The following is a 15,019-nucleotide window of genomic DNA, read 5'->3' on the forward strand; positions in this document are numbered from 1 at the left end:
CGGTAGACGATCCGTGGCCGGTCCGAACAGGGCACACTCGCCCACCGGGCGCACCCAGTTTCCGATTTGTCGTGCTCCGGTGCGATCGCGTTCTCTACGGTCGGTAGTCGTGGGTGCCGGCCAGCCATGGAGCCGACCGGCCCGGCGCAACCGCCCGATGCGCACCGGGCTGGCCTTCGTCGGGTTCGGCGTGGCGCTGTGCTGCATCGGGGCGGCCGGGCTGGGCGCCTGGAATCTGCAGACCGTCCGTCAGGCCACCGGCCCGATCCGGGAGACCGCTGACGGGTTCCTGAGCGAGGTGGCCCTCGGCGACAGCGACAAGGCCTACGAGCGGCTCTGCGAGGACGCGCGCAGCCGGTGGAGCGCGATCGGCTTCACGAGTTGGGTGCGTACTCCGCCGATGGTGACCGACTACGAGATCACCGACGTGTCGGTGGCCACCCGTGGCGGACGCCCGCAGGGCACGGTGACCGTGAAGGTGACCCGCGACGGCGGGCTCAGCGAGGAACGTCGCCTGCCGGTGATCCGTGAGGACGGGGACTGGCGGGTCTGCGGTGACCCCTTCTGAGGTGCCGGTCACGGAAGGCCGCCGCGTCGACGCTCAGCGGTCGGTGGTCACCGGGCCGAGGTCGCCGCTGCGGTAGTGCCGGCGGCAGAGCACCTGGTAGCGCACGTCGGCGGTGTCGACCGTGTCGCCGATGACGACCTGCGCGCCCTCGCGGACCACCCGCCCGTCGACGACTCGGGCGTTGAGCAGCCCTTCCCGGCCACACCAGCACAGCACCTCGACCTGGATGCGGGCCACCTCGTCGGCCAGCTCGAACAGTCGTTGGGTGGCGGGGAACAGGCAGGACCGGAAGTCGGTGGCGAGGCCGAACGCGAACACGTCCACGTCGTAGCTGTCGACCAGCTCGGCCATCTGCTCGACGTGATCGACGGTGTAGAAGCAGGCCTCGTCGCAGATCAGGTAGTCGACGCGTACCCCGTCGGCCCATCGGCCGCGGACCAGGGCCCGCAGGTCCAGGTCGTCGGTGACCTCGATGGCCTCGTGCGCGAGCCCGATGCGGGTGGTGACCTGCGGGCCCAGCGACCGGTCGATGCGGGTGGTGACCAGCCCACGACGGCCCTGCCGGGCGTGGTTGTAGTTCATCTGCAGCGCCATCGTGGACTTGCCGCAGTCCATCGGCCCCCAGAAGAACTTCAACGCCGCCGCGTGCAGCGGACGCCCGTCGAGTCCGCGCGCAGCCGCGCACCCGGCCTCGCCGTGGTGCGGGTGGGCCAGGCAGGTCGGGGAGATGGCGGCGTCGTCAGTCACGGTCGGGCAGCCTAGCCCATCGACCAACCCTGATCTCTTGGGTACGGGATGCGTGCTCAGAGCACCCGGGGCGGCGTGTTGCCCGCGGCGACGATGGCACGGCGGATCGGCACGGCGGCGAGGAGCAGGAAACCGACCACGAAGAAGATCAGCAGTGAGACCAGGCCCACCCGGTAGGAGGAGGTGAGCTGGAACACCAGGCCGAAGGTGAGCGGGCCGAGCCAACTGGTGCCCTTGTCGCTGATCTCGTAGAAGCCGTAGTACTCGCCTTCCTTCCCGGCCGGGATGAGCTGGCTGAACAGCGACCGGCTCAGCGCCTGGGTGCCGCCGAGGACCAGGCCGATGGCCGCGCCGAGGACCATGAACGGCACCGGCGCCTCGGCGGGCAGCCGGAACGCGCCGATGATCACACCGGTCCAGAGCACCAGGCTGATCAGCACGGTCTTCCAGGCGCCGATGCGCGCGGCCAGCGCCCCCAGGCTCAACGCGCCACCGAAGGCGAGGAACTGCACCAGCAGGATCGTGACGATCAGAGTGCTCTGCTCCAGCCGCAGCTCCTCGGTGCCGTACTGGCTGGACAGGGTGATGACGGTCTGGATGCCGTCGTTGAAGACGAGGAAGGCCAGTAGGAAGTACAGCGTCAGTGGGTACTTCTTGATCTCCCGGATGGTGTGGCCGAGCTGCCGGAACCCGTCGGTGAGCAGGTTGCCGCCACCGGTCAGGGCCGCGACGCTGGGGCGCTCGCGCAACCAGCGCAGCGGCACCAGCGTGAACAGCGCCCACCACACCCCGGCGGACACGATCGACCAGCGGGCCAGGTCGAGGGTGCGTTGCGGGTCGTCGCCGTTGTCGAACAACGTGATCGCGGCGAGGTTGAGCGCCAGCAGCACGCCGCCACCCAGGTAGCCCAGCGCCCAGCCTCGGCTGGAGATGCCGTCGCGTTCGTCGGGCCCGCCGAGCTGCGGCAGGAACGAGTTGTAGACCACGATCGCGGCGCCGAAGGAGATGTTGGCGACCAGGAAGAGCGCCCCGCCGAGCAGGTAGCGGTCGCCGGTGACGAAGGCCATCAGGATGGTCGCGCCGGCACCGGTGAACGCGGCGCCACCGAGCAGCCGCTTCTTGTGCGCCGACCGGTCGGCGATCGCCCCGATGACCGGCAGCACGAACACGGTGAGGAACACCGACAGCGAAATCAGGTACGGGTAGTACGACCCGGCGGCGACCTTGATGCCCAGCGGGTACACGAAACCGTCGCAGGTGTCCGCGCCCAGCTCACAACCGGCGGCCAACTCGGCGACGGTGGTCAGGAACGGGCCGAGGAACACGGTGATCACCGTGCTCTGGAACGCGGAGTTGGCCCAGTCGTAGATGTACCAGCCGCGGCGCTCGCGGCGAGTGCTCGCCGGTGGCGGGGTGTCGTCCACCGTGGGGGTCACGGTTTCGGCCATCGGGGGTCCTTCGATGGTCAGGCGGCCCAGTGGCCGCGGCTGCGGTAGACGTCGCGCAGCAGGCCGACGTGATCGGTCATGATGCCATCCACACCACGATCCAGTAAGTCGTGCATCTGGGCGGGTTCGTCGATCGTCCAGACGTGCACCTGCAGGCCGATCCGGTGGCAGTAGTCGAGGAACCGGCGGTCCACCACCGGCACCCGCCGGTAGTACGGCGGCACCTGCGCGGCGACCACCGACGGGGGCAGCCGCAGCGGGCGCCCGTGCAGGGAGGCGAGCCGCAGCCGCGCGACCCCGCGCATGCCGAGGCTGGTGGCGACCCGCCCCTCGGTGAGGGCGCGCAGCCGGGTCAGGCGGGCGTCGCTGAACGAGGCGAGCAGCACCCGGTCGGCGGCGCCGGCCCGGGTCACGGCCGCGACCGTAGGCTCGACGCCGCCGTCGGCCTTCACGTCGATGTTGAAGCGGACCTGCGGCCAGGCTCCCAACACCTCATCGAGCCGGGGTACGACGGCAGCGCCGCCGACGCGTACCGAGGCGAGGTCGGCCCAGCTCAGGTCGGCGATGCGCGCCGCCTCACCGGTGACCCGGCGCAACGTCGGGTCGTGGAAGATCACCGCCACGCCGTCCGCCGTGGCGTGCACGTCGGTCTCCACGTACCGGTAGCCCAGCCCGATGGCGCGGGCGAACGCCTCGGTGGTGTTCTCGTCGCCCTCGGCGGCGCCGCCACGGTGCGCGAACGCCAGCGGCGCGGGCGCGTCGAGGTAGCCGGGTCGGGTCAGCACGCGACGCAGTATGCCCACCGCCGGTGGACCGCGGGTGACCTACCGGCGAATGCTGCCCGTGGGCGGCGCCGCCGACCCGCTCAGCGCCGCCGCGGACCTTTTCGATCAGTGGCGCCAACCTGCACCAGCTGCGGAACGGTACGGGACGTCTGCAGCGCCCGCCGGTTCAACCCGTCAACGTGGTCGACGAGCCGGCGTACGGCCGCGTCGTCGCCCGCGTCCAGGGTCGCGACGCGGTCGAGCAGTTCGGCGTAGTCCGAGGTCAGTGCCAGGTACTCCCTGCCGAACGCCTTCTCGGCGGCGCTGCCGCGGCCTCGGCGTCGGGTCGCCGCGTACCGCTGGTCGAGGTCGATGATCTGCTGGGCGAGCACGGCGGTGGCGGCGCTCAGCGCGCTGCGGCCGTCGGCGTTCTCGTCGCGGCGGTGCCGCCGGGCGTCCGCGAGCCGGCCTGCCCGGCGACCTCCGACGTAGAGCGTGGTCGAGCCGACGACGATGGCCAGGAGGGCCGCCGTCGCGAGCAGGTAGCGGGGCAGCGACGGGCTGATCGTGCGCGCGCCGTCGGGAACGGTGCCGGCTTTCACCAGCAGGTCGTAGTTGACGGTGACGACCTTCAGCGCCTCCAGCGGGCGGTCGGCGAAGGTGTCGATGCCCCGGCTGATGATCATCTCGGCCACGGCGGCCCGGCCGAAGTTCTCGTCGTCGCGCCCGGGCAGCAGCGCGCACCCCCACGTGTCGTAGTCATCGCCGTCGCGGCTCATCACCAGCACGACGTTCCCGTCGGCGGCGCGCGTGACCTGACGGCAACCCTTCCTGAGGTCGGCGCCCGGCTCCAGCAGCAGCACGACCAGCCTGCGGTTGCCGATGATCCGTTCGGCCGCGGCCCGGTCCAGGTCGACGCCCGGCGCCGCGTAGACGGAGGAGGTGCGGACCTGGCGGGCGGCCGGACCGTCGAGCACCCCGCCGGTCCACAGCGCCCAGCCGGCCAGCACGAGGCAGGCCAGGACGGCGACGCCGAAGGGCGTGCCGATCAGGTCACCGAGCCGTCGTCGGACGGACTGTTTCACGACAACCTGCCCTGCAGATAGAACTCCGGGCGGTAGCTGACGAGCCCCACCGTCCGGGCGCCGTCGTCCAGTTCGTCGGCCGCCTCGTTCAGCAACGAACGCACGTGGCGGTCCGGCAGATCTTCGTCCAACGCGGCACGGGCCGCCTGGAGCTTGACGATGCCCCGGGTCAGCGCCGGATTGCTGCGGGCGTCAGTCAGTAGGGACATCTCGACGGCGAGCGCGGTGAGACCGGCCAGCCGGGCCGGCGCGCCGCCCCACCGGATCCCCACGCCGTCCGGCCGGCGTAGCGATCGGACCGAGAGGGCCAGGAACGTCGCCACGCAGCCCGCGAAGAGCCACGGCAGCGCGGGCAGCGCCACCCGCAGCGGGTCGATCGGCCGGTACGGCAGCGGACGGTCGAACAGCCCCGCGTAGCGGATGTCGGTGACCCGGTTCAGGTAGGCCGTCAGCACCTTGTCCTGGGAATAGTCGTACTCGCTGACCCGGTCGGCGAAGTGACCGTAGAAGCTCGCCCCGGCCACCTCCGCGAAGTCCGCCGCCGGGCCGTGGTATTCGATCCAGAGGCCGTACATCACGATGATCGGGCTGCCCGGGAACAGTTGGGTCAGGGCCGGCCCGTACCGGGGCAGGGGTTCGCCGAACGGTTGCGCGGGAAGCGCCACGTACCGGGCACCGTCCGGGAACGCGGTCTTCGCGGCCTTGTCGGGCACGCCGGTGAGGGTCGTTCCGGCCGCGGCGTGCAGGCCTCTGGTCCGCAGGTCGGCGGCGACGACGGCCAACTCCCGATCGCTCGGCTCGCGCCACCGCAGCTCCTCGTGGTCGGCCGGGGCGGGCACGTCCCGCAGCGCGGCGATCAGTGTCACCAGCGGGCCCGTCACGTCGGCGGTGGCGAACTGCGCGCGCCAGCCGGGCAGGTCGTCGGGTACGGCACGGTAGGCCTCGCCGACCACGTCGGTGCCGATCACCATGATGGTGGCGTTCTGCACCTCCCGTACCCGACGTTGTTCGTCCTCGTCGAGCCAGGGCGGCGCGACCAGTATGCGCACGGGGTGGTCGCCGGCTGCCTCGCGGACCCGCTGCTCGTTCCAACGCGCGATCGAACCGGGCAGCCGCACCACGGGACTGGCGGCCACCAGCGCGGTCATCTCGTCCACCGACGGCACGCTCGTGTCGCCCACCCTCTGGGCCGGGCCCTTCTCGACCGTCGTCGAGTCGACCGGCGACCGCCCGTAGCTGACGTCGGCGCCGTGTTGCTGCTGGGCGTGCAGGAAGACCAGCAGGACGACCACGGCGCTGCCGAGGAGTACCCAGCGCAGCAGCCCGTAGAGGTGCGGTCGGCGGGTCGTCACCGGTGCCCTCGCCACAACTGGTCGGCCTGCTGGGCGTGTTGCGCCGCCGTCCGCGCGGCGGTCGCCCCGCCCCGCGCGGCGGCGATCGACTCGGCGCGGGCCAGCAACTGCTCGGCTGCCGGCACCGTGCTCGTCGCCGCGTCCCGGCTGACGGTCGCGGTGTCGATGGCCGCGCGGGCGGCGGACCAGGCGGTCCGCCGCTCCCGATCCCGTGCCCGCCGTGCGGGGATCAGGGTCGTCGCGAGCCCCGCGCCCACGAGCAGGATGCCGCCGACCAACCAGACGAGGAGGGTGTGGGACATGCGCTCCAACCATCGGACGAGGGGTACGGGGCTGCTCGATCGCCGTCGGGCAGCCGCAGGGTACGACCGAGTCTGACTGATGCTGTCGAATGGGCGCGAAGGAGTCCCTGCGGTTGCGGCACGGGCGCTCGCCGGAGCCGCTCGCTGTGCGGCGGGTCAGCTCGTGGGGCGGTGGATCAGTCGGAGGCTCCGGTAGATCCGCTCACGAAACTGGTCCCTGGTGGACGAGGTCGACTTCCAGGTCAGTGCGGCGGAGAAGAGCAGCTCCATCACGTCGTCCGCGGTCAGCTCAGCCTCGAGCAGGCCGGGTGGGGCGAACGTGGCGATGTGGGCGCTCAGCGTCGCCCGAGCCCGCTCCTGGTAGTCGTGGAGCATCGAGCCCAGCTGGGACCCGCTGTTCTCCAGCAGGTCGTTGAGGTCGCGGGCCACCGGGGTGTCGATGTACGGGCCCATCAGCGCATCGAGCCCCGCCACGATCTGCTCGCCGAAGCTCAGCGACTGATCGGCGAGGCACGCCTCCATGGCCCGCTGGGCGCGCTCCATGATGCTCTGCATGGTGGCGCGGTACAACTGCTCCTTGTTGGGGAACATCAGGTACAGGCCCGGTCGGGAAATGCCGGCCACCCTGGCGACCGCCTCCATCGACGTCTTCTGGAATCCGTAACGCCCGAACACACCGACCGCCCCCGCGAGGACGGCGGCGCGCTTCGGGTTCTCGTGCAGCATGTCCGTACTGTTCACAGTAGACATCTTAGACAATTTTCCGACAACCGCCCAGTTCGTCGGGCGCTGGAGCATGGGGCTGCGACGACGCCGCTCGGCTCAGCCCGGCCGGCGGCGATGGGCGCGGCTCGGGTCGCTCGGGCGGCCGGGGTCGACGTGCCGGGGCGCGTCGGGTTCGTCGGGGCGCAGCGGGCCGAGGGCGTCGGTGAGCGCGTCGATGATCCTGTCGGTGGCCCGGCGGGCGGCGCCGGGGCTGGTGGCGCTCACCTCACCCAGGTCGACGGGTTCGCCGAAGTGCACGCGGATCACCGGCCGGCGCCACATCGCCCGGACGACGCCGCGCAGCATTCCCCGGGGCGCCCGGTAGGGCAGCACCTCGTGGGCTCCCCAATGGGCGACCGGGATGACCGGGGCGCCGCAGGTCAGGGCCAGTCGGGCGGCGCCGGTCTTGCCGCGCTCGGGCCACATGCCGGCGTCCAGGCCGATGCGCCCCTCGGGGTAGATGAGGATCACCGACCCGCGGGCGACAGCGCTGGCGGCGTCGTCGAGTGCCCGGTGTACGGCGCTGGTGCCCCGGTCGACACGGATGTGCCCGGCGTGGCGCATGGCGGCGCCGACCACCGGGGCGCGAAACAGCCCGGCGGTCGCCATGATCCGAGGGGCGATGCCGCGGGTCTGGCAGGCGGCGACCATCACCACCGGGTCGAACGGGCTGATGTGGTTGGCGGCCAGCACCAGCGGTCCGCGGCGCAGGTGCGCCGGGACGTCACCGGTGACCTCGATGCGGGCCAGCAGGCCGACCAGGGCCCGGGCCAGCAGCAGGGCTGCGCGCCAGATCAGCGGCGGTTGCCAGGGGGAGTGCGCGGTGTCCATCAGCGCGCCATCGTCGCACGTAACGGCGGGGCCGCGGGGGCGGGTGGCCCGGTTGCCCGCGGCCCGGCGCCGGGCCGGGCGGCCGGGGTGATCAGGGTCATTGGTCCCGGGCCGGTTCGGGCCACCCGGCCCTGCCCATCCCTCTACGACGAGCAGTAGTATTTACTACGTCTCGTAGTATGAACAGCTGGGGGTTTCAGGTGGACGCGTTGGACGTTGCCCGGTGGCAATTCGGTGTCACCACCGTCTACCACTTTCTCTTCGTGCCGCTGACCATCGGCCTGTCCGTGCTGGTGGCCATCCTGCAGACGTTGTGGCACCGCACCGGCAACGAGCGCTACCTCAAGCTCACCAAGTTCTACGGCAAGCTTTTCCTGATCAACTTTGCGATGGGCGTCGTCACCGGCATCGTGCAGGAGTTCCAGTTCGGCATGAACTGGAGCGACTACTCCCGCTTCGTCGGCGACATCTTCGGCGCCCCCCTCGCCATCGAGGCGCTGGTCGCATTCTTCCTCGAATCCACCTTCATCGGCCTGTGGATCTTCGGTTGGGACCGGCTACCGAAGCGGGCGCACCTGGCCAGCATCTGGGCCGCCGCGATCGGCACCAACCTCAGCGCGTACTTCATCCTCGCGGCGAACTCGTTCATGCAGAACCCGGTCGGCTTCCGGATCAACCCGGACAGCGGGCGCGCCGAGCTGACCGACTTTCCGGCCGTCCTGACCAACAAGGTCGCCCTGATCACCTTCCCGCACACCCTGGCCGGATCGTTCCTGGTCGCCGGCGCGCTGGTCGTCGCCGTCGGCCTGTGGCACGTGATCCGCAACCGCGACTCCGCCGACACCGGCGCCTACCGCTTCGCCACGAAGTTCGGCTCCTGGGTGGTCCTGGTCGCCTCCGCCGCCGTGCTGTTCACCGGTGACATCCAGGGCAAGATCATGACGGACGTGCAGCCGATGAAGATGGCCGCCGCCGAGGGCCTCTACACCACCGAGAGCCCCGCCTCGTTCTCCGTGCTCACCATCGGCAGCCTCGACGGCAGCCGCGAGGTGTTCGCCCTCAAGATCCCGTACCTGCTGTCGTACCTGGGCACCGGCGACCCCAACGGCACCGTGCACGGCATCAACGACCTGCAGGCCCAGTACGCCACCCAGTACGGCGCGGGCAACTACGCCCCGATCATCCCGGTCACCTACTGGAGCTTCCGCTTCATGATCGCCTTCGGGATGGCCGCCGCCGCGATCGCCCTGCTGGTGCTCTGGAGCCAGCGCAAGGGCCGCACCCCGAGCAGCAAGTGGCTGCTGCGCGCCGGGCTGGCCATGCCGGTGCTGCCGCTGCTGGCCAACTCCTTCGGCTGGATCTTCACCGAGATGGGCCGCCAGCCGTGGATCGTCTTCGGCGAGATGCTCACCCGCAACGGTGTGTCCCGCAGCGTCTCGCTGACCGAGGTGCTCACCTCGTTCACCGCCTTCACGTTGATCTACGCCGTCCTCGCCGTGATCGAGGTCAAGCTGCTGCTGCGCTACGCCAAGGCCGGCGTACCGGATGTCAGTGAACAGCCCCCCGCCGACGACACCGACGACGCCGAGCGCCCGCTCGCCTTCGCCTACTGATCCCGGAGCCCATCGTGGAACTGACCACCATCTGGTTTCTCCTCGTCGCCGTGCTGTTCACCGGCTACTTCATCCTGGAGGGCTTCGACTTCGGCGTCGGCATGCTGCTGCCCGTGCTCGGCCGCGACGACCGGGAACGCCGCGTAATGATCAACACCATCGGCCCGGTCTGGGACGGCAACGAGGTCTGGCTGATCACCGCGGGCGGTGCCATGTTCGCCGCGTTCCCCGAGTGGTACGCGACCCTCTTCTCCGGCTTCTACCTGCCGCTGCTGCTGATCCTGCTGGCCCTGATCGCCCGAGGGGTGGCCTTCGAATACCGGCACAAGCGCCCCGAGGCGTCCTGGAAGCGCCGCTGGGACGCGGCGATCGTGGTCGGCTCGCTGCTGCCGGCGATCCTGTGGGGCGTCGCCTTCGCCAACATCCTGCGCGGTGTGCCGTTGGACGCCGAGCACGAGTACGTCGGTGGCCTGCTCAACCTGCTCAATCCGTACGCCCTGCTCGGTGGCGCGACCACCCTCGCGCTGTTCCTCACCCACGGCGCGGTGTTCATCGCGCTCAAGACCACCGGTGACATCCGCGAGCGCGCGGGTGCCCTCGCGGTGCGCCTGGGCGTCGGCACCGCCGTGCTCGCGGTGGGGTTCCTGACCTGGACGTTGAGCATCCGCTCCAGCGCGGCGGCCGTCGTGCTCGCCGTCGGCGCGGCCCTCGCCCTGCTCGGTGGCCTCGCCGCCGCCAAGGTACGCCGGGAGGGCTGGGCGTTCACCGGCACCGCCGTGGCGATCGGTCTGGCGGTGGCGACCCTGTTCGCCGCGCTGTTCCCGAACGTGATGCCCTCCACCCTGGACGCGGCCGGCACGTTGACCACCGCCAACGCCGCCTCCACCCCCTACACCCTGAAGATCATGACCTGGGTGGCGGTGATCTTCACCCCGATCGTGCTGGCCTACCAGGGCTGGACGTACTGGGTGTTCCGCAAGCGAATCGGAGTGGCCAACATCCCGCAGCACTGATCGCCGAGGCAGCAGGCGCGGGCCAACCCGGTCGATCATGGAGTTGTGGTGCCGGACTTGACACGGTGAGGGCTGCTTTGTCACCCACCACAACTCCTTGATCGACGGCGAGGTAGGGGCTGGCAGAAAATCGGCGGTCTCCGAAGATCTGTCCCGTTAGGGTTTGCCGATGCCTGACCCCGTGCACGTTCGCGAACTCGCCGCCGACGACCTCGACGCCGCCTGGGAGCTGGGCCGGTTCGCGTTCGGCTCCGACCCGCAGCGACCCGCGCACGCCACCGCCACGCCTGCCGGCCTGACCCGCTACGGCGCGTTCGACGACACCGGCCGGCTCGTCGGCAAGGCCGTCGACCTGCACCACGACCAGTGGTGGTCGGGCAGTGCGGTGTCCGCCGCCGACGTGGCCGGTGTGGCGGTCGCCCCCGAGGCCCGCGGCCGGGGCGTGGCCCGCGCCATGCTGACCGCTCTGCTGTGCGGCGCCCGCGACCGTGGGGCGGCGATCAGCGCGCTCTACCCGACCGTCGCCGCCCCCTATCGCGCCTGCGGGTGGGAGACCGCCGGTGTGCTGCGGACCGTCGATCTGGCCACCGCGCTGCTGCCCCGACACCGGCCCGCCGCGCATCTGGTCGTCCGTGCCGGCACTGCTGCCGACCTGCCCGCCGTCGCCGCCCTCTACGAGCGGGTCACCCGGCACCGCAACGGCATGTTGACCCGCCGGGGCGAACTGTTCGACGTTTTCACCGCCGACCGTGGCCTGCCCGGCGACGGGCTCACCCTCGTCAAGGACGACGGCGACCTGGTCGGCTACGCCACCTGGCAGCGGGGTCGGGGCTACGGCGCCGATTCCGTGCTCACCGTCGACGAGGCCCTGGCCGTGACCGCCGAGGCCGCCCGGGAACTCGTCGGCGTGCTCGCCAGTTGGGCCAGCGTCGCGCCGACCCTGCGGCTGTGCCCGTTCGACGGTGACGTCGTCGGCCTCCACCTGCCGTTGGAGTCGGCGCGCGAGCACGAGCGGGACCTGTGGATGCACCGGCCCGTGGACGTGGCCCGGGCGGTGAGCGCGCGCGGCTGGCCCGCCCACGTCCGGGGGACCGTCGACGTCACCCTCGTCGACCCGCTCGCCGAGTGGAACAGCGGCACCTGGCGGTTGACCGTCGCCGAGGGGGCCGGCGAGCTGACCCGGATCAGCGGCGAGGCCGACCTGCGGCTGGACGTACGCGGCTTCGCCCTGCTCTACGCCGGGGCCGCGCCGGCCCGCTCGGTCGCGCAGGCCGGGCTGCTGCACCACGCCGCCGGTGTCGACCCGGCCGCCCTCGATCTCCTGGGTGCCGGCGGGCCGGCGCAGTTGCTCGACTACTTCTGACCCGCTGTTTTCCGCCCTCGACCTCCGGGCGGGGTGCCGGCGTCCGGTCAGGCCGGGGTCGCCGCCAGCTCAGCGTTCGCACGTTGGGTGACCAGGGTGAGGACCCGGGCGGCGGCGCTCGCCTCGTCGGCCGGGATGTCCCCGTACAGCCGGGCGGTGATGTCCGCGACCGCGGCGGAGACGCGGCGCTGCGTGGCGTGACCGTTGTCGGTGAGTCGTATCTGCGCTTCGGCGCTCGTCGACGGGCCCTCGTCGACCTGCACGAGATCGGCGTCGACGAGCTGGGCGATCACTTCGTGCACGGCCGATTCGTCGATCTTGAGGGTGCTGGTGATGCGGTGTACGAGCCGGGCCCGGTCGACAGCACCGTCGGCGAGGACGTTGAGCGTGAGCACCTGCCCGAAGCTGAGCCCGAGCGGAGCCACGGCACGCTCCAGCAGGGCTCGGGTGGCGTAGTGGGTCTGGCCGATGACCTGCCCGTTCAGGGCGGGAGTGGTGGACATGACGCCTCCTTCAAAACGTTGGCTGCACCAACGTTGGTGCAGCCAACGTAACACGGATCGTTGGTCGCGCCAACGGATCCTGTTAGGCTGCCGCCATGGAGTTCCCGCAGTCACCCGCCGGGCTACGCACCACCCCGAGCTGGCTGCTCAACCAGGCGGCCAGCCACGCCACCCGCCTCATCGGCGAAGGGTTCGCCGCTCACGACCTACGCGGCTACCACTACCGGCTGCTCGCCGCGCTGGCCGAGGACGGGCCCGCCAGCCAGGCCGATCTCGGCCGACGCTGCGGCATCGACCGCAGCGACGTCGTGGCGGCCATCAACGACCTGGCCGGTCGAGGGCTCGTCGTGCGCGCCCCCGACCCGGCCGACCGTCGCCGCAACGTCATCAGCCTCACTGACGCCGGAGCCGACGAGGCCCGCCGGATGGGCCAGACCGTCGACCGCGTCCAGCGTGACCTGCTCGCACCACTGTCCACCAGCGAGGGTGAGCAGCTGACCCGCCTGCTCACCCGGCTACTGGAGCACCACAGCCGGCACTGACCCGCCTCAGCGGGCCTCGCGCAGCTCCGCCAGCCGTGCCTCGATCTCGGCCAGCTCCGCGCGGAGCTTCTGCGCCTGCTGCTCCGCCTCGGCCCGCTCGGTGCCGAGAATCTGCTCCACCGCCTCCTGCACACCGGGCACGTCGACCAGCGCGACCATCTTCAACGCCTCCGCCGGCTTCACCACGTACGGCTTCGCGAGGGCCTTGGTGCCCTGCTGCGCGGCGACGGTCCACTCACCATCGGCGTACGCCAGCGTCACCGTGAGGCCCGCGGGACCCTTCGGCTTGACGGCCTTGACCGCCCGCCGCGCCGGCGGCTTCTCCGTCTGCTCCACCTTCGGCTCCTCCTGTCGCTGCGTGGGCACCCGCGGCGTGTCCAACACGAACTCCGGTGCCGCGAGCGCGGGCGACTCCTGCGGCTCGGGCTCCGGTTTCGGCTCCACCACCCGACGGGTCGCGCCCTTGGGCGCCACGGCCAGATCGGCGGGGGAGAACGGCAACTCGTCGCGGCCGAAGCGCACCACCACGAACTCGTCGGACACCTCAGGGTCGGTCAGCTCGATCACCTGACCGACCTGACCGGCGATCTGCCCCGCCGATGCGGTGAACACCACCCGCGGCTTACGCCCGGCCGCCAACGCCTCCCGGATGCTCTGCACCTCGCTGGTGGACAAACCTTGGCCGGCATCCATCACAACCCTCTTCCGTACACCTGTTTGATTGCTGTCTTGATACCACCAGGCTGCGACACCCGCCGCACGGGGCTCGCGCCCGCTCAGCCGCCCAACGCCCGCAGCGCCCGGTCCGCGTGGTCGTTCATGCTGACCTCGCTGTGGATCACCTCGATGATTCGTCGGTCCGTGCCGATCACGAACGTCATCCGCTTCATGCTCAACGGCCCCAACGGAAGCCGCCGCCGCACGCCGAATGCCTGCGCGACGGCCCCGTCCTCATCCGACAGCAGCGGATAGTCGAAGCCGTGCAGCTTGGAGAACTCCGCCTGCTTCGCCACCGGGTCCCGGCTGATGCCCACCCGCGACGCGCCCAGAGCCGTGAACTCCGCCGCGAGGTCCCGGAAATGGCAGCTCTCCGCCGTGCACCCCCGGGTCATGGCCCCCGGGTAGAAGAACAGCACCACCGGCCCCGCCGCCAGGAACTCCGACAGCCGCCGTGGCGTGCCCGTCTCATCCGGCAGCTCGAAGTCCTCCACCATGTCGCCGACACCCACACTCGCCACCGCGCACCTCCGTTGTCCGATCGAACGCGCGGTGAGCGTAAGCGATCAGGCCCAGAGCGCCGCCACCTCGTCGACCACCACGCCGGCCTGCGCCCGGCCCGCCCGAGCCGACCCGGCCCGCCGGGCCGGATCCAGCACGTTGCGGCCGATCGCTCTACGCGCCGCTGCGTCCGGCGTCACGACCACCACCCGCGCACCGGTCCGCCGTAACTCGGCCACCTGCGCCGCGAGCCGTGGCATCGGACCGAACGCCCCCGACGTCGGCGCGACCACCAGCACCCCCTGCGCGCCGGCCGCCAGGTCCGCGTTCACGGCCGAGCGCATCCCGCCGTCGACGTAGCGGCGCGCACCGACCGTCACCGGCGGCCACACCCCGGGCACCGCGCAACTCGCGCCCACCGCATCCACCAGGGACACCCCGCTGTCACTGTCGAACACCACGAACTCACCGGTGGACGCGTCCACCGCCGTGACCAGCAGCCGCCGCGCCGGCCACTCCCGGGCCGGCAGGCGGGCCTCGATCACCGCGCGTCGCGACGCCTCCGACGGGGTACGCGCCGCCAGGGCCATCGCCCCGATCCGGGCTCGTGAGCGGACCGCGTCACGGGTACGACCACCGGCCCACACCATCCGCGCCAGCGTCGCGAAGCCCAGCCGTGCCGCCAACTCGCCCGACGGTGGCGCCAACTGCTCCCCGTAGAACCGCTCCAGGGGCAACCCGGAACACACCTGCGCGCCGACCACCGAGCCCGCCGACGTGCCCACCACCAGATCCGCCTCGGTGACCGGCACGCCCCGCTCGACAAGCCCCGCCAGCAGCCCCAGCTCCCAGGCCACCCCGGTCACCCCTCCACCACCGAGCACCAGCGCCCGCTGCATGTGACT

The 15,019-nt window shown here is 71.4% G+C and carries 17 protein-coding genes; 5 read left to right on the forward strand and 12 right to left on the reverse strand.

Annotated features, from left to right (window positions below; translation table 11 throughout):
- The first annotated feature begins 109 nt into the window (after positions 1-109).
- Positions 110-568, forward strand: coding sequence for a hypothetical protein (locus ABZS37_RS16530; protein ID WP_355169743.1), 459 nt, complete (start codon positions 110-112; stop codon positions 566-568).
- Between the two features lie 33 nt (positions 569-601).
- Here the strand turns inward: ABZS37_RS16530 and ABZS37_RS16535 are convergent, their stop codons facing one another.
- From ABZS37_RS16535 to ABZS37_RS16570, 8 genes are all read right to left on the reverse strand, one after another.
- Positions 602-1,282, reverse strand: a complete 681-nt coding sequence (locus tag ABZS37_RS16535; RefSeq protein WP_355169945.1) for a thymidine kinase — start codon at positions 1,280-1,282, stop codon at positions 602-604.
- Positions 1,283-1,371: 89 nt separating this feature from the next.
- A complete protein-coding gene (locus ABZS37_RS16540; protein WP_355169745.1) occupies positions 1,372-2,763 on the reverse strand; it encodes an MFS transporter in 1,392 nt (463 codons plus the stop codon).
- Positions 2,764-2,780: 17 nt separating this feature from the next.
- On the reverse strand, positions 2,781-3,548 hold the full coding sequence (locus tag ABZS37_RS16545; RefSeq protein ID WP_355169747.1) for a glycerophosphodiester phosphodiesterase: 768 nt from the start codon (positions 3,546-3,548) through the stop codon (positions 2,781-2,783).
- Between the two features lie 80 nt (positions 3,549-3,628).
- Positions 3,629-4,612 carry a hypothetical protein gene (locus ABZS37_RS16550; RefSeq protein WP_355169749.1) on the reverse strand — a complete coding sequence of 328 codons (984 nt, stop codon included), beginning with the start codon at positions 4,610-4,612 and terminating at the stop codon, positions 3,629-3,631.
- A complete protein-coding gene (locus ABZS37_RS16555; protein WP_355169751.1) occupies positions 4,609-5,964 on the reverse strand; it encodes a hypothetical protein in 1,356 nt (451 codons plus the stop codon). The genes ABZS37_RS16550 and ABZS37_RS16555 overlap by 4 nt, the downstream gene beginning before the upstream one ends.
- Positions 5,961-6,266 carry a DUF6403 family protein gene (locus tag ABZS37_RS16560; protein WP_355169753.1) on the reverse strand — a complete coding sequence of 102 codons (306 nt, stop codon included), beginning with the start codon at positions 6,264-6,266 and terminating at the stop codon, positions 5,961-5,963. Before ABZS37_RS16560 ends, ABZS37_RS16555 begins: the two co-directional genes overlap by 4 nt.
- A 156-nt stretch (positions 6,267-6,422) precedes the next feature.
- The gene (locus ABZS37_RS16565; RefSeq protein ID WP_355169755.1) at positions 6,423-7,007 is read right to left on the reverse strand and encodes a TetR/AcrR family transcriptional regulator; all 585 of its coding nucleotides are present in this window, start codon (positions 7,005-7,007) and stop codon (positions 6,423-6,425) included.
- 81 nt (positions 7,008-7,088) lie between these two features.
- Entirely contained in the window at positions 7,089-7,862 is a 774-nt protein-coding gene (locus ABZS37_RS16570) for a lysophospholipid acyltransferase family protein (protein WP_355169757.1), read from the reverse strand.
- A gap of 200 nt (positions 7,863-8,062) precedes the next feature.
- On the opposite strand from ABZS37_RS16570, the gene ABZS37_RS16575 reads away from it, so the two are divergent.
- The 3 genes from ABZS37_RS16575 (at position 8,063) to ABZS37_RS16585 (ending at position 11,851) form a co-directional block, all read left to right on the forward strand.
- Positions 8,063-9,475 (forward strand): cytochrome ubiquinol oxidase subunit I, encoded by a 1,413-nt coding sequence (locus ABZS37_RS16575; RefSeq protein WP_355169947.1) that lies wholly within the window; start codon positions 8,063-8,065, stop codon positions 9,473-9,475.
- A 14-nt stretch (positions 9,476-9,489) separates the two neighbouring features.
- Complete coding sequence (gene cydB / locus ABZS37_RS16580) at positions 9,490-10,488, forward strand: cytochrome d ubiquinol oxidase subunit II (RefSeq protein ID WP_355169759.1); 999 nt, start codon at positions 9,490-9,492, stop codon at positions 10,486-10,488.
- 169 nt (positions 10,489-10,657) lie between these two features.
- A complete protein-coding gene (locus ABZS37_RS16585; RefSeq protein WP_355169761.1) occupies positions 10,658-11,851 on the forward strand; it encodes a GNAT family N-acetyltransferase in 1,194 nt (397 codons plus the stop codon).
- 47 nt (positions 11,852-11,898) lie between these two features.
- Here ABZS37_RS16585 and ABZS37_RS16590 read toward each other — a convergent pair whose 3' ends face one another.
- Entirely contained in the window at positions 11,899-12,354 is a 456-nt protein-coding gene (locus ABZS37_RS16590) for a MarR family winged helix-turn-helix transcriptional regulator (RefSeq protein WP_355169763.1), read from the reverse strand.
- A gap of 95 nt (positions 12,355-12,449) precedes the next feature.
- Here ABZS37_RS16590 and ABZS37_RS16595 point away from each other — a divergent pair, with 95 nt between their 5' ends.
- Positions 12,450-12,896, forward strand: coding sequence for a MarR family transcriptional regulator (locus ABZS37_RS16595; RefSeq protein WP_355169765.1), 447 nt, complete (start codon positions 12,450-12,452; stop codon positions 12,894-12,896).
- Positions 12,897-12,902: 6 nt separating this feature from the next.
- Here ABZS37_RS16595 and ABZS37_RS16600 read toward each other — a convergent pair whose 3' ends face one another.
- The 3 genes from ABZS37_RS16600 to ABZS37_RS16610 form a co-directional block, all read right to left on the reverse strand.
- The gene (locus tag ABZS37_RS16600) at positions 12,903-13,589 is read right to left on the reverse strand and encodes a hypothetical protein (RefSeq protein WP_355169767.1); all 687 of its coding nucleotides are present in this window, start codon (positions 13,587-13,589) and stop codon (positions 12,903-12,905) included.
- An 83-nt stretch (positions 13,590-13,672) separates the two neighbouring features.
- The gene (locus tag ABZS37_RS16605; protein ID WP_355169769.1) at positions 13,673-14,134 is read right to left on the reverse strand and encodes a peroxiredoxin; all 462 of its coding nucleotides are present in this window, start codon (positions 14,132-14,134) and stop codon (positions 13,673-13,675) included.
- Positions 14,135-14,179: 45 nt separating this feature from the next.
- The gene (locus ABZS37_RS16610) at positions 14,180-15,013 is read right to left on the reverse strand and encodes a patatin-like phospholipase family protein (RefSeq protein ID WP_355169771.1); all 834 of its coding nucleotides are present in this window, start codon (positions 15,011-15,013) and stop codon (positions 14,180-14,182) included.
- Positions 15,014-15,019 lie beyond the last annotated feature (6 nt).

Origin of the sequence: Micromonospora sp. NPDC005413 (assembly GCF_040606435.1) — a bacterium.
Taxonomy (GTDB): domain Bacteria; phylum Actinomycetota; class Actinomycetes; order Mycobacteriales; family Micromonosporaceae; genus Micromonospora.